General features: G+C 71.9%; 12 protein-coding genes and 1 tRNA gene. 8 read left to right on the top strand and 5 right to left on the bottom strand.

Annotated features, from left to right (window positions below; genetic code table 11):
• Positions 1-302 (bottom strand): phosphoadenosine phosphosulfate reductase domain-containing protein (locus tag ACZ58N_RS35435; RefSeq protein WP_471168667.1); only part of this gene is annotated, 302 nt, incomplete at its 3' end.
• Between the two features lie 421 nt (positions 303-723).
• Between ACZ58N_RS35435 and ACZ58N_RS35430 the strand changes: the two genes are divergently transcribed.
• The 3 genes from ACZ58N_RS35430 to ACZ58N_RS35420 are packed head-to-tail and all read left to right on the top strand — an operon-like array spanning position 724 to position 5,344.
• A complete protein-coding gene (locus tag ACZ58N_RS35430; protein ID WP_471168664.1) occupies positions 724-2,406 on the top strand; it encodes a hypothetical protein in 1,683 nt (560 codons plus the stop codon).
• The gene (locus tag ACZ58N_RS35425; RefSeq protein WP_471168662.1) at positions 2,403-3,593 is read left to right on the top strand and encodes a hypothetical protein; all 1,191 of its coding nucleotides are present in this window, start codon (positions 2,403-2,405) and stop codon (positions 3,591-3,593) included. Before ACZ58N_RS35430 ends, ACZ58N_RS35425 begins: the two co-directional genes overlap by 4 nt.
• A 53-nt stretch (positions 3,594-3,646) precedes the next feature.
• Positions 3,647-5,344, top strand: coding sequence for a nitrite/sulfite reductase (locus tag ACZ58N_RS35420; protein WP_471168660.1), 1,698 nt, complete (start codon positions 3,647-3,649; stop codon positions 5,342-5,344).
• Between the two features lie 275 nt (positions 5,345-5,619).
• On the opposite strand, the gene ACZ58N_RS35415 is transcribed toward ACZ58N_RS35420, so the two are convergent.
• Positions 5,620-7,020 (bottom strand): pyridoxal phosphate-dependent decarboxylase family protein, encoded by a 1,401-nt coding sequence (locus ACZ58N_RS35415; RefSeq protein WP_471168657.1) that lies wholly within the window; start codon positions 7,018-7,020, stop codon positions 5,620-5,622.
• 161 nt (positions 7,021-7,181) lie between these two features.
• On the opposite strand from ACZ58N_RS35415, the gene ACZ58N_RS35410 reads away from it, so the two are divergent.
• The gene (locus ACZ58N_RS35410; RefSeq protein ID WP_389708411.1) at positions 7,182-7,538 is read left to right on the top strand and encodes a nuclear transport factor 2 family protein; all 357 of its coding nucleotides are present in this window, start codon (positions 7,182-7,184) and stop codon (positions 7,536-7,538) included.
• A 139-nt stretch (positions 7,539-7,677) separates the two neighbouring features.
• Here ACZ58N_RS35410 and ACZ58N_RS35405 read toward each other — a convergent pair whose 3' ends face one another.
• Positions 7,678-8,058, bottom strand: a complete 381-nt coding sequence (locus ACZ58N_RS35405) for a cupin domain-containing protein (RefSeq protein WP_281207571.1) — start codon at positions 8,056-8,058, stop codon at positions 7,678-7,680.
• 158 nt (positions 8,059-8,216) lie between these two features.
• Here ACZ58N_RS35405 and ACZ58N_RS35400 point away from each other — a divergent pair.
• The 3 genes from ACZ58N_RS35400 to ACZ58N_RS35390 all read left to right on the top strand — a co-directional run bounded on the left by ACZ58N_RS35400 (position 8,217) and on the right by ACZ58N_RS35390 (position 10,340).
• Positions 8,217-8,306, top strand: a tRNA-OTHER gene (locus ACZ58N_RS35400).
• Positions 8,307-8,545: 239 nt separating this feature from the next.
• On the top strand, positions 8,546-9,637 hold the full coding sequence (locus tag ACZ58N_RS35395) for an iron-containing redox enzyme family protein (RefSeq protein WP_471168653.1): 1,092 nt from the start codon (positions 8,546-8,548) through the stop codon (positions 9,635-9,637).
• Between the two features lie 4 nt (positions 9,638-9,641).
• On the top strand, positions 9,642-10,340 hold the full coding sequence (locus tag ACZ58N_RS35390; protein WP_471168650.1) for a hypothetical protein: 699 nt from the start codon (positions 9,642-9,644) through the stop codon (positions 10,338-10,340).
• A 135-nt stretch (positions 10,341-10,475) separates the two neighbouring features.
• Here ACZ58N_RS35390 and ACZ58N_RS35385 read toward each other — a convergent pair whose 3' ends face one another.
• Positions 10,476-10,691, bottom strand: coding sequence for a hypothetical protein (locus ACZ58N_RS35385; protein ID WP_471168647.1), 216 nt, complete (start codon positions 10,689-10,691; stop codon positions 10,476-10,478).
• A gap of 17 nt (positions 10,692-10,708) precedes the next feature.
• Positions 10,709-11,722, bottom strand: coding sequence for a bifunctional lysylphosphatidylglycerol flippase/synthetase MprF (locus ACZ58N_RS35380; protein WP_471168645.1), 1,014 nt, complete (start codon positions 11,720-11,722; stop codon positions 10,709-10,711).
• 249 nt (positions 11,723-11,971) lie between these two features.
• On the opposite strand from ACZ58N_RS35380, the gene ACZ58N_RS35375 reads away from it, so the two are divergent.
• Positions 11,972-13,126 (top strand): acyl-CoA dehydrogenase family protein, encoded by a 1,155-nt coding sequence (locus tag ACZ58N_RS35375; protein ID WP_471168643.1) that lies wholly within the window; start codon positions 11,972-11,974, stop codon positions 13,124-13,126.
• The last annotated feature ends 17 nt before the right edge of the window (positions 13,127-13,143 follow it).

The following is a 13,143-nucleotide window of genomic DNA, read 5'->3' as shown; positions in this document are numbered from 1 at the left end:
ACGCTCTGCCGCGGGGTCAGCGTGATGACGTTGACGTCCATCACCGCCTCCACCGCGTCCCGCGTCCCGATCGTCTCCTCGAAGTGGTAACCCGTATCCAGGAACACCACGTCCACACCCGGCAGGACCCGGGAGGCGAGGTGCGCGACGACCGCGTCCTCCATCGAGGACGTCACACAGAATTTCCTCCCGAAGGTGTCGGCCGCCCAACGCAGGATTTCCTGCGGAGGGGCATTTTCGAGTTCCCGGCCCGCCCGCTCGGCCAGCGTGCTGAGATCTCCGTCTGCGTGAGTCGTCGCCATCCGGCGGCTCCTTGATGAAAAATAGGGGGCGCGGCGAGCGGGCATAATTTTCTGGGCCGAGAATAGCAATCCGGGCACATAATTCACTGACGGTCCGCTGATCGGCGTCAATTTCACCCCCAAGCTGCCGGTGACCAGGGGTTTCTGATCGTTCAGGGTTTTTGTGGAGCCCGGTCAGCGCACGGTAAGTCCCGTATCAGCGGACCGCCAGCACCGCTGTGCCATAGTGGGTCGGAAATTGCACAGAATCCCGTGCTGGCCGGCGGGCCAGGAATTGCCGTACACCGAAACCGAATCAGCCACCGACCGGCCGGTTTACGCATTCCGGCCGATACCCCCGGAGAGGGCACGCGGAGAAATGAGCCTGCAAGGACCGCGCCGAGGAAGGCTGTTACGCCGCCTCGCACTCTGTCTTTCGGCGGTGGGATTCACCGCCTCCATGCTCACCGGAGCGGAACCCGCCGCCGCCGGCACGCCGGAGACCTGGACGTCGAGCTTCCAGGGCAGCGACGGCGTCACGTACACGGCGACGAACCACCTCGTGCAGGCCTCCAAGGGGCCCGGGCGGCAGTGGATGCTCGTCTGGTCGGGGCCCGCGAAGCAGCCCGCGCCCGACTTCCTCGCCGTCATAGACGCAACCCCGGGCTCCCCGTCGTACGGGAAGGTCGCCAACACCGTCACCATCGGCCCGAACAACGGCAACGAGCCGCACCACATGCAGTACGTGTGGCACAAGGGCGACCGGATCTACGCCGGCGGCATCATGAGCGACACGACGTTCGTCTTCGACGCGAAGGCACTGCCCGCGCTGACGATCGCCGGGGTCAACACGACCGTCGACACCCCGTGCGGCACCCTGCCCGACGCCTATCAGGTACTGAGCGACGGCACCGCGTACGGGACGTACATGGGCGGTCCGAACGTGACCGGCCCCTGTACCTACACCAACGGCGAGGTGCGTGTCGGCAACGGCGCCGCCGGCTCGCCCGGTGAGATCGTCCGGATCGGGAAGGACGGCAGGACCCTCGCGGAGATCCCGGCGGCGACCGCGGGCGGCGAGGATCCCGCACAGTGCGGCAACGTTCCGGCGCTGCCCGCGGCGAGCTGCGCGAACCCGCACGGCATCGCCGTCCGCGAGGACCTGAACGTGATGGTGGCGAGCGACTTCGCCGAGGCCCGCAACTTCATGACGCCCGATTCGGAACTGCGGGAGAACCTGGCCCGCCAGACCGTCCGCGTCTTCGACATCGCCGACCGGAGCAACCCGACGCTGCGTTCGGTGTCCAAGGTCGCCGACGGTCCGCGCGGGGCGCAGGAGCCCCGCGCGTTCTTCCGCGAGTCGCGGGTGGTCATGGAGACCGCGCTGACCAACCGGCCGGGCCACAAGGGTGCGTTCGTGTCCTCGATGGCCGGCGGCGCCGTGTTCTACACCCCGGACATCACCGCGCCCGCCCCGCAGTGGAAGGAGGTCTTCGACGACACGACGGCCTACCGGAGCTTCCGGCGGGATCCGGGTGTCACCGGCAGCGGCGACAACGCGAGCTGGCTGGCCGTCAGCCCCGACGACCGGTTCCTGTTCCACACGGTGATGGGCCAGTCGGTGCCGTACGGCAAGCCGCTGGACGACACCACGGGCATGATCTACGTCCTGGACATCCAGAAGCTCCTCGCCGCCGGTACGGGCGCCAAGTGCTCGATCGACGACCTGAACGAGGCCGCGCGCGGCGGCCGCGAGCGGGACTGCCCGGAGCTCGTCAGCACCGTGCCGATCCGTGACGTGAGTTCGGGCGGTCCGCACTGGGGCGCGATGGACAACTTCAAGCGGGGCGGGGACGGCGTGTACCGCGAGACGCAGAACGTCAGCCGCATCGCGGTGGCCAACTACTTCGTCGCCGGGTCGTTCGGCGGCGGTGGCGACCACCGGGTGTGCATGTTCGACCTCGACCGGCGCGGCAAGGTCAGTCTCGACCGGTCGTTCCGCGACGAGCACACCGGCAAGCCGTGCGTCGGCTTCAACCGGGCGTCCTGGCCGCACGGCGACTACGGCGACAGCCAGCCGCACGGCGTCCTGTTCGTCGTCAGCGACGGCGTCGTACGACGGTGAGCGCGGTCCTCCTGGCGGCGGTCGTCCTGACCGCCGCCCTGGCGGTGGGTGTGCTGCTGCTGCGCCGCGGCCTGCTGCGGCGCCGGGCGAGCGTGTCGGCGTACTTCGCCGCGGCGGTGGCCGTCACGGTCCTGGCCGGGCTCTCGGCGGGTCCGCCGCTGCCGCGGAACGGGCCGGTCGGGGCGCTGGGCGGGCCGTTGCTCGGTTCGCTCGGGCTGGGCGGCAAGCAGGTGCCGGTGATGGTGGTGCCGAACCGGCCTGGCTTCAACCTGGTGGCCGTCGGGGCCGAGGAGGCCTCGGCCGGCACCGACCGGGGCCGGCTCGCGAAGGGCGGGCCCCGGCCGGGCTCCGCGCTGACGTGGATCCCGGTGGAGCTTCCGGCGGGGCCCGGACAGGTGTGGGTGTCGTCGGGCGGCGCCGTCGCCGCGTTGGCGGTGGACACCGGCCGGGCGACGGCCGGAGCGGGCCGGGACGCGGGGCTCGCCGCGCTGCGCGGCGACGACGGCCCCGAGTGCGCGAGCGCCGCCGCCGGGGCGTTGCTCGGTGGGGACGCGAAGCCGCCGGCGGGCTGCCCCGCCGACGCGCTGGCCGCCGCCGACGCGGCGGCGCTGCGGGAGACGGTGGCGTTCCTCGCGGGACGCGGGGCCCGCTCGCTCGGGCTCGTGGAGGACGCCTCGCCGCGCGGGCGGGCCGCGGCCTCCGAGGTGCGGGCGGCGGCGGGCCGGGCGGGAATCTCCGTCGGCGTGCCGGATTCGAGCCGGCAGCCGCTGGTCGTGACGTCCGGTTGGGCGGGCGCGGACGCGGCCGTACGGGACGTGGAGGCGGGGCGCGCCTTCGCCGAGGGCACCTACCTGGCGCCCTGGTTGTTCACGGCGCCGCTGCTCTCGCCGAGCGCCGGCCAGCTCATCCCGCTGCGGTACGCGCCGAACAGCCCGGCCGCGGTGGAGTACCTGAAGGCGCTCGGGACCCGTTTCCCGGGCGAGCTGCCCACCTCCGCCGGGTACGACGCCTGGCGTCGGGCCCGCGGTACGGCCGTGCCGGCGCCCGCGAAGTTGTACGCCACGGCCGTGCTGTACGTCCCCGGCAGCGGCGGGCCCGGCGCCGCCGGCGGGCACCACCACGCGGAGGCCACGAGTTGGCTGCCGAGCGGGATGGTCGTCCCGGTCGCGGGCCTCGGTACGACCTGAGCCGGCCGGTCGCCGGAACCCCCCTCCCCCAGCCCACGTAGGAGTACGGACAGATGACGGAAACCGCCGCGGCGCCGGTCCGGACCGCACGGACCGCACGGACCGCCGCCAAGCGACCCGAGGGCCAGTGGGCGTTGGGCGAGCGCGAACCGCTCAACGCGAACGAGGAGTTCAAGCAGGTCGAGGACCCGCTGCTGGTGCGCGAGCGCATCGAGCGGGTGTACGCCCGCGAGGGCTTCGCGAGCATCGATCCGGACGATCTTCGCGGTCGGATGCGCTGGTGGGGGCTGTACACGCAGCGCAAGCCGGGCATCGACGGCGGGCGGACGGGCTCGCTCGCCCCGGAGGAGCTGGAGGACGAGCACTTCATGATGCGGGTGCGCAGCGACGGCGGCACCCTGGACCTCGCGCAGTTGCGGGCGGTCGCCGACGTGTCGATGCGGTTCGCCCGCAACACCGCGGACATCACCGACCGGCAGAACATCCAGTTGCACTGGGTGCGGATCGAGGACGTGCCCGCGATCTGGCGGCGGCTGGAGGAGGTCGGGCTGTCCACGACGGAGGCGTGCGGGGACTGCCCCCGGGTCATCGTCGGCAGTCCCGTGGCGGGGGTGGGCGCGGCGGAGGTGCTGGACGCGACGCCGGCGGTGCGGGAGATCGCCGCCCGGTACGTCGGGGACCCGTCGCTGTCGAACCTGCCGCGCAAGTACAAGTCGGCGGTGTCCTGGCTGCCGGACATCCCGTACGAGATCAACGACCTGGCGTTCCTGGGCACGGTGCACCCGGAGCACGGTCCGGGCTTCGGCATGTGGGTGGGCGGCGGGTTGTCCACGGTGCCGATCCTGGCGCGGCACGTCGGGGTGTGGGTGCCGCTGGACGAGGTCCCGGACGTGTGGGTGGCGGTGGCGCGGCTGTTCCGCGACTACGGCTACCGGCGGCTGCGGGGCCGGGCCCGGTTGAAGTTCCTGATCGCGGACTGGGGTGTGGAGAAGTTCCGCCGGGTGCTGGAGGAGGAGTACCTGGGCCGGCCGCTGCTGGACGGGCCGCCGCCGGAGCTCCCGGCGGCCCCGATCGACCACATCGGGGTGCATCCTCAGCACGACGGACTGTCGTACGTGGGTGCCGCGCCGGTCGTGGGGCGGTTGTCGGGGACGAAGCTGGCGGCGCTGGCCGACCTGGCGCAGGAGCACGGAAGCGGCCGGGTGCGGTTGACCCCGTACCAGAAGCTGCTGGTGCTGGACGTGGCCGACCCGGAGCCGTTGGTGGAGGGGCTGCGGGGCATCGGGTTGGAGGCGCGGCCGTCGTCGTGGCGGCGCAACACGATGGCCTGCACGGGGATCGAGTACTGCAAGCTGGCGATCGTGGAGACCAAGGAGCGGGCGGCGACGCTGGTCGCGGAGTTGGAGAAGCGGCTGGCGGGCGAGGACGTGGGGCTGAGCGTGAACGTCAACGGCTGCCCCAACTCGTGTGCGCGCACGCAGGTCGCGGACATCGGTCTGAAGGGGCAGTTGGTCGCCGACGAGGACGGCCGTCAGGTCGAGGGCTTCCAGGTGCACCTGGGCGGCAGCCTGACGTTGGCCGCGGACCAGGAGGGTGGCTTCGGGAAGAAGCTGCGCGGGCTGAGGACGACGGCGGCGGACCTGCCGGACTACGTGGAGCGGCTGACGCGCGGCTACCTGGCCGGGCGGACGGACCCGTCGGAGACGTTCGCGGAGTGGGTGGAGCGCTGCGACGAGGAGGAGTTGCTCTAGGGCCCCGACGGGAACGGTTTCGGGGCGGCCCGGCGGGAACCTCCGCCGGGCCGCCCTGCCGTGTGCCCGGGGCCGGCGGACCGGAGGACCGCGTACGGACCCGGTGGACGGAGCGAACGCACGGACCCGCCGGACGGCGGGAACGGCGGACCGGCGGACCCCCGCGTGCGGAGTCGGCCGCGGGCCCGGGAACGCCGCGGGCCGGGCCCGCGGTGGCGGGCCCGGCCCTGGTGGGGGGTGGCTCCGGGGTGGTTCCGTGAGGGGTGGCGAGGTCGTCAGGCTTCGGCGAGTTCGGCGGCCAGGGCCTCGCGGATCACCTCGACGCTGCGGTCCACGTCCTGCTCGGTGGTGCGCCAGTTGACGACGGAGACGCGCATCGCGGCCCGGCCCTCCCAGACGGTGCCGCCGAACCAGCACACGCCGCTGCGTTGGATGCGGGCGATGACCGCCCGGGTGACCCGGTCGTCGTCCCCGAAGCGGACCAGCAGTTGGTTGAGGACGACGTCGTTGAGGAGCTCGACGCCCGGCACCCCGGTCAGCCGCTCGGCGAACCGGTGCGTGTGGCGGCAGCAGCGTTCGACGAGGTCGGCGACGCCGGATCGGCCCAGGGAGCGCAGCGCCGCCCAGACGGGCAGGCTGCGGGCGCGCCGGGAGAAGTCGGGGACCCATTCGATCGCGTCGCGTTCGCCGTCGGTGCCGGGCGGCAGGTACCCGGCCCGCTCGTTGAGCATGGCGGCCCGGTGGGCTTCGGGGTGGGCGATGACGACGATGCCGCAGTCGTAGGGGACGTTGAGCCATTTGTGGGCGTCCAGGGCCCAGGAGTCGGCCCGTTCCACGCCTTCGACGAGGGGGCGCAGGCGGGGGCTGGCCGCGGCCCACAGGCCGAAGGCGCCGTCGACGTGGACCCAGGCGCCGTGGCGGTGCGCGATGTCGCAGATCTCGCCGACCGGGTCGACGGCTCCGGAGTTGACGTCGCCGATCTGGGCGCAGACGATGACCGGCCCGTCGAGGTCCGCGAGGGTGCGTTCCAGTTCGGCGGGGACCATCCGGCCCTTGTCGTCGACGGGCACGTTGCGGATGCGTGCCGTACCGAAGCCGAGGTAGCGGGCTGCGAGGTCGATGGTCATGTGGTGCTGGGCGCCGGCGACGATCGCGATGTCGGGGGCGCCGCCCAGGCCGTCGTGTTCGACGTCCCAGCCCGCCTCCGCGAGGAGTTTGTGGCGGGCCGCGGCCAGCGAGGTCAGGTGGGCCATGGTGCAGCCGGTGGGGAAGCCGACCGAGGCGTGGGCGGGCAGGCCCAGCAGTTCGAGGACCCACTGCGCGGCGACGTCCTCGGCGACGGCGATGGCCGGGGAGAGGTTGTAGAGGCTGGCGGTCTGGTCCCAGGCGGAGACGAGCCAGTCGGTCGCGATGGCCACGGGCAGGGTACCGCCGGTGACGTAGCCGAAGTAGCGGGGGCCGTTGGCGGTGGGGATGCCGCCCTCGGCGACGGCCCGGCCGAGCAGCTCGATGGTGTCGGTTGCCTCGGCCGGTCCGGCGGGCAGCGGGCCACCGAACATTTTCAGCAATTGTTCGGAGCCGGCAGTGGCACCCACCGGTCGATCGGCGAGACCCGTCAGGTATTCGATGGCCTGCTGATAGGCCAATGCGAGAGGCGCACTGTCTGCTGTGGTCATACTACGAACGTAGGCGGCCGGCACTGACGTGCGACTGACTCAAATGGCCGGAACTTCCGGTTACTTGGACCGCACGGCCCGTTGGACTGTATTACTTTCCTTGCGGCCCGTTCCGACCGGCGGGCCGTACCGCGGTGAGCCATGAGACATGAGGAGTCCCGATGTCCGACGAGCAGACGCGCAAGGTTATCGACCAGTTCAACCAGGCATTCCAGCAGCACGATCCGGGCCTGCTGAAGGATCTCCTCGCCGAGGACTGCCGGCTGGAGAACTCCGGACCCGCACCGGACGGCTCCAAGCACGTCGGATACGACGAATGTCTGCAGTTCTGGTCCTCGATCGCGTCGAACGCGCAGGCCGATTTCGAGGTGGAGGAGGTCTGGGTCGCGGGCGAGCGCGCCGTGTGCCGCTGGACGCTGCGCTGGGGCACCGGACCGAAGGACTTCGTCCGCGGCGTCAACGTGACCCGGTTGGAGAACGGCCTGATCGTCGAGAGCTTCGGCTACGTCAAGGGCTGACGCCCGGGCGGAGGACGCAGGCCGAGGAAGCAGGCCGGAACGGAAGACGGAAGGGGGGCCCGGGCCGATCGGCCCGGGCCCCCCTTTCCCGTTCTTCTCGCGCCGTCCCGGCGGGCTCCCGCCGCCGTCACGGGTGCGTTCAGTCGAGCTGCGAGACGATCATCACGCAGTCCTGGAGGGCCTTGGTGGCGTGCCCCTTGCCCTGGGTGTCCTCGACCAGCTGGGTGTTGCCCGGGGTGAACGTCCGCCACGTGCCGTCGCTGACGCCGCACTCCAGCAGACCGCTGATCAGGGTCATGATCTGGCGGCGCGGCGCGGGGTGGAAGTCGCCCACGTACCCGGCCGGCAGGAAGAGGTAGACGGCCTGCTTGGCCGGTACGCCCTCGGACACGAAGATCGGCGGCGCGGGCGGGGCGAAATTGACGGCGGTCACCTCCAGCGTCTCGTCGATGAAATGCGATTCGCCGTTCTCGTCGTTGTAGAGACGCGATACGGCGATTTTTGCGGTCTCGGCGCTCACGGGAACTCCCCGGGTATGTGGTGAAGTGGCTCGATCGCCCTTCACTATCCCAGCGGCCACTGATGGGCCCCTGACCGTCGTCCCGAATTCCCGTCTCAGAAATCCATCAGCAGGCTGTCAGCGACGGCGTGCCAAGCTGATGCCAGAGAAAGGCCGTTGGAGAGGTTCCCAAAGCGGCCGAATGGGGTTCGGTGGGGCTACTCGCCGGACGGGCTCTGCCCACGCAGGTTCGAATCCTGCCCTCTCCGCAGGTGCTCATCCCAGGCACGCGCATCCCGATCCGAACCAAGGGGTGCGCGTGTCTTTGGCATGAGGGGCCCCCGCCGCACCGGCCCGGGCCCCCTCCGGCGCCCCTCCCGCCCCGGACTCGCGGAGCGAGGACGTGTATCCAGCCGATCCGCCCGCGGGTCCGCGTCGACGGATCCGATTCCCTCACCACACCCGCGCGACCCGACCAGGCGTCGTTTCCCGAGCGACCTTGAGAGACATGGAGACGCAGTTGCCCAGCACCGACAACCACACCGATCCCGCGATCCGCAGGACCGACGCCGCAGCGCTCGTCGAGGAGGTCTCGTCCTGGCTGACCGTCGACGCCGACGAGATCGACGCCAAGTTCGCCGGCGAGCGGGCCCGGGTCGTCGAGGCGGTCACCCGGATGAACGCGGCCGCGGTGGCCGGACCCGACCGGGAGGACGCCCACTACCAGCAGCAACTCCTGCTGTCGCGGATCTACCAGACGGTCATGCAGATACCGTCGCGGCCCACGGCCGAGGGTTCCGTGCTCCTCCACGAGGTCACCCGGCTCCTGGAGCACGCCACCCTCACCGCCGAGGACGCCCACCTGGAACCCGGGCTGCTGGAGTCCGCGCCGACCGAACCCAAGCAGTTCCTGTCCTGGCTCAAGGGGCTCGTCCGCAAGCACCGCGCCTTCAAGCACCCCTACTACACCGACTTCATCAACCGCGAGGCGGTCGGCGAGGACCTGCGCACGTACGTCATCCAGGAGTCGCTGATCGACGGCCGCTTCGACGACTTCCTCGCGATGATGCAGATCGGCACGGCCGGCGCGAGCAAGATGGAGATCGCCGGCAACTACTGGGACGAGATGGGCAACGGCGACCCCGAGGCCGTGCACACCCACCTCTTCAACAAGATCTACGAGGTCTTCGACGTCCGCGCCGAGGACCTCGAAGCCGCCATGACCACCACCGACCTGCATTCGGGGAACCTCGCGGTGCTGCTGTGCCGCTACCGCAACCTCTACCCGGAGGCGGTCGGCTTCCTCGGCATGACCGAGTGGCTGGCCCCCGACCGGTTCCGCAACGTCGTACGGGCCTGGGAGCGGCTCGGGCTGCCCGAGGTCGGCATCACCTACCACCGGCTGCACATCACCATCGACTCGCAGCACGCGGCGGGTTGGTTCCACAACGTGGTGATCCCGAGCGCCGACACCGCCTACATGCGTCGGGGCATCGCCCGCGGCGCGCTGTGGCGGGCCAACTCCTCCGCCCGCCACCTCGACGAGCGCCTGCAACTGGCGCGGCTGTCCGCCGAGCGCACACCCGTCGCCGCGGGCTGACGCCGTGGCGTCGTCGAGCGGGCACGCGCCGCGCGAGCACGGGTTCGCCCTCACCGGCCTGCCGCCCGTTCCCGCGGTGGTCGCCGCCGGCTTCGGGGACCTACCCCGGCCGCCCCTGCTGCTGCGGATGTCGTGGACGGCCGACGACGACTGGCTGTTCCTGTACGTGCCCGCGGCCGGCGGTCCCGTGAGCCCCGTACGGGACCTCGCGGACCGTCGGCTCGCGGCGGGCCTGTCCGCCCTGCTGCGGTCCACGCTCAGCGGGCCGTGGCTCGACATCCACGCGGACTGGCTGATCGAACTGCACCGGGTCCGTACCGTCGCCCCCGCCGGGGAGGCGGCGCGGGTGGAAACGCCCGGCCGCCCGGCCGACTGCGCGTTCACCCTGGTGGCGGTGGTCGGCCGCGACGGTACGGGGAGCCTGCGCTCCCGGTTGTACGGTCCCGGGCGGGTGGGGCCGCTCGTGGAGGCGACCCCCGCGCCCGGGCAGGGCGTCCTGGTGGACCGGCGGGCCGGCGTGGAGGACCGGCACGAGTTGCTGGCACAGGCCGGTGGGCCGGTGGTCCAGGACCTGCTGGTCGCGCACCTCTCCCCGGCCTCCGGGCCGGTGGAGGCGGCGCCGGGGCCGGCCCTGCGGCGGCGCCCGATGCTGGTGCGCGGGCCGGCCGGGACGGTGGTGAGGACCCGTCCGGCCCTGCGCTGAGGGGCGGACCGCGGAGGAGGGCGGGGCGGTGGGGGGCTCCCCCACCGCCCCGCCCCGTGCGTGCCCGGGTCCGCCCACGGCCGCGCCCCGCACGGGAATCCGTACGGGGCGCGGGCGGGGAGGACGTACGGGTTCTCAGGACGCGGCGGCTCCTTCCCGCAGCAGGGCGTCGAGGCGGGCCAGCCCCTCCTCGACGGCGCGGGCCGCCTCCAGGTCGTCGGGGGCGGCGGCGCAGGCCTGGAACTGCTCGACGACGAGCAGGCCCTGGGCCCGGATCTCCTCGTCGGTGGAGGTGATCAGGGAGGTCGAGGGCGTCGAGGGCGTCGGGGATGTCGGGGGCGTCGCGGGCACGGGTGGGTCTCCCTCTCTCAGACCGCGTTGCAGGCGCGGAAGACGTGGACCAGCGCGGGCAGGCTGGCCCGGTGCTGGAAGGCGATGTACTCCGGCAGCACCGCGGAGGGAGCCCACTTCTGCTTGTACTCCAGCTGTGTGCGCGCCGGGTAGATGTGCGCGCCGTGCTCCCACAGGTGCTGCATGAACCAGTGGAAGCCCAGGCTGTGGCCCGGGAACTGGGGGGCCGTCAGCGAGGTGAAGGGGGTGAAGCCGAAGTGGAGCCAGCGGGTGCCCTCGGCGGTGAACACGTCGACGGCCGCCTTGTTGAGGGCCTCCATCACCCCGGGCGGGGAGTCGGGTTGCCGTCGGCTCAGGTCGTGCATCCAGCCGGGCTGCGGGCCGTAGACGGGGGCGTAGGAGACGTAGCCGATCAGCCGGCCGTCGTTGACGGCGGCGAAGAGGCGGCGCAGCGGCTGGTAGCGGCCGCCGGTCTGGCCGACGAGGAACTCCAGCGGTTTGACGCCCTCGCCCTTGGTGCCGAGCCAGGCGGTGTCGAGCGCGGCGATCTGGTCGGCGTAGTCCTCGTAGGGGACTTCGCGGATCTCCAGGCCGCTGCGCAGCGCCCGGGAGATCTTGTTGCGGAGCTGCATGAACTTGGTGCCGGCCAGGGTGAAGGTCTCCAGGTCGACGGCGTAGGAGGCGCCCATCTGGTTCACGGTGAACCCTTGGTCGACGTAGACGTCGGCGTCCGCGCCCTGGAGCTGCACCGACACGATCTCGCGGCCCTGTTCGGCGGCGAAGGCGGTGAAGCCGGCCAGGAGCCGGGCCCGGGGTCCGTCGGGGCCGGCCGGGGCGAAGGGTGCGAAGGGGCCGCCGAACTGCACCAGGTAGCGGCCCACCGGCCGGTAGACGATGATCCCGGGCTCGTCCGGCAACCGGAAGTAACTGTTCCCGTCGCTGAAGGCGAAATACGCGCTCGGATTTCCGGCGTCCGCGTACTGCCGGATGGCGTCGAGCGCGACATCCGTCTCCAGAATCGTTCCGGTCATTTCAGATCCATTCTCCCGCGAGCACTTCCCCACTTATGGCACGGGCGGCGCGCCGCCACAAGTGCCGGGCGGTCCCCCGGTCAGCCGGCCGTCAGGACCAAGTCAGTTGAAACTGCTGGTCAGATGAGTGTCAGGCCTCAGTCAGACGGTGGGTGAAACACTTCTTTCCGAATATTGCCTTTCGGATCGCAGGGAATGCCCCGACCGGTCCGGAGGAGAATTCCGAGAGAGCCCGAGGAGAAAACGCCGATGCGTTCCCTGACGACAGCCCGCGGGATCTGCGAGCAATTCCATCCAGGTCTTCTCGACGCGCTGGAGAACCTGCCGCTCACCTCCGCCGACGGTGGGGCGCGGGAGAGCGCGGACAGCCCGGTGCTGGAGCTGTACCGCGAGCACGCCGGTCCGGGGCTGCTCGTGCCGGCCGCGTACGGCGGCGCGGCCGCGGGGCCGCTGGAGGCGGTGCGGGTGCAGCGGGCCCTCGCCGCCGCCTCGCCCTCGCTGGGGGTCGCCTCGACGATGCACCACTTCACCGTGGCGATGCTGTTCCGGTTGGCCGAGGTCACCGACCGGCTCACACCGAGCCAGCTGAAGGTGATGACGTCGGTGGCCTCGGACGGGTTGCTGCTGGCCTCCGGCTGGGCGGAGGGGCGCACGAGCCAGAACATCCTGACGCCGTCCGTCATCGCGGAGCGCACCCCGGGCGGGTACCGGGTCAACGGGTCGAAGAAGCCGTGCAGCCTGTCCCGTTCGATGGACGTGCTGACGGCCAGCGTGGCCGTGACGGGGGACGACGGGCGCCCCGGTCTGGCGCTGATGCTGATCCCGGCCTCCTCGCCGGGCATCACGACCCGGCCGTTCTGGGGGACGCCGGTGCTGGCGGCCGCGCAGAGCGACGAGGTCGTGCTCACCGACGTCGACGTCCCGGCCGACCTCGTCATCCACAGCACCCCCGAGGACGCCGACCGGCTCGACGACCTCCAGACGGCCGGGTTCACCTGGTTCGAACTGCTCGCCACCGCCACCTACGTGGGAGCCGCCTCGGAGCTCGTCGCCCGGGTGGTCGCCGGCGGGCGCGGCACGGCCGACGAGCGGGCGCGGCTGGTGGTCCGGCTCGACGCCGCGGTGGCCCTCGTGGAGGGCGCCGCCCGGGCCCTGGAGGACGGCATCGAGGGCGACGAGGCGGTGGCGGCGGTGCTCACCGCCCGTTACGCGTCCCAGGACCTGCTCGCCTCGGCGGTCGACCAGGCCGTGGAGATGCTCGGCGGGATGGCGTTCATCCGTTCCGCGGACGTGGCGTACCTGGCGAGCTCGGTCCGCGCCCTGGCCTTCCACCCGCCGTCGCGCGCGAGCGTGGCCGCGGAGCTGGCCGACTACTTCGCCGGCAGCCCCCTGCGGCTGTCCTGACCAGCCGCCCCGTCGGA

Source organism: Streptomyces sp. NPDC040432, from assembly GCF_055595445.1.
This window is presented reverse-complemented; position numbering and strand designations above follow the sequence as displayed.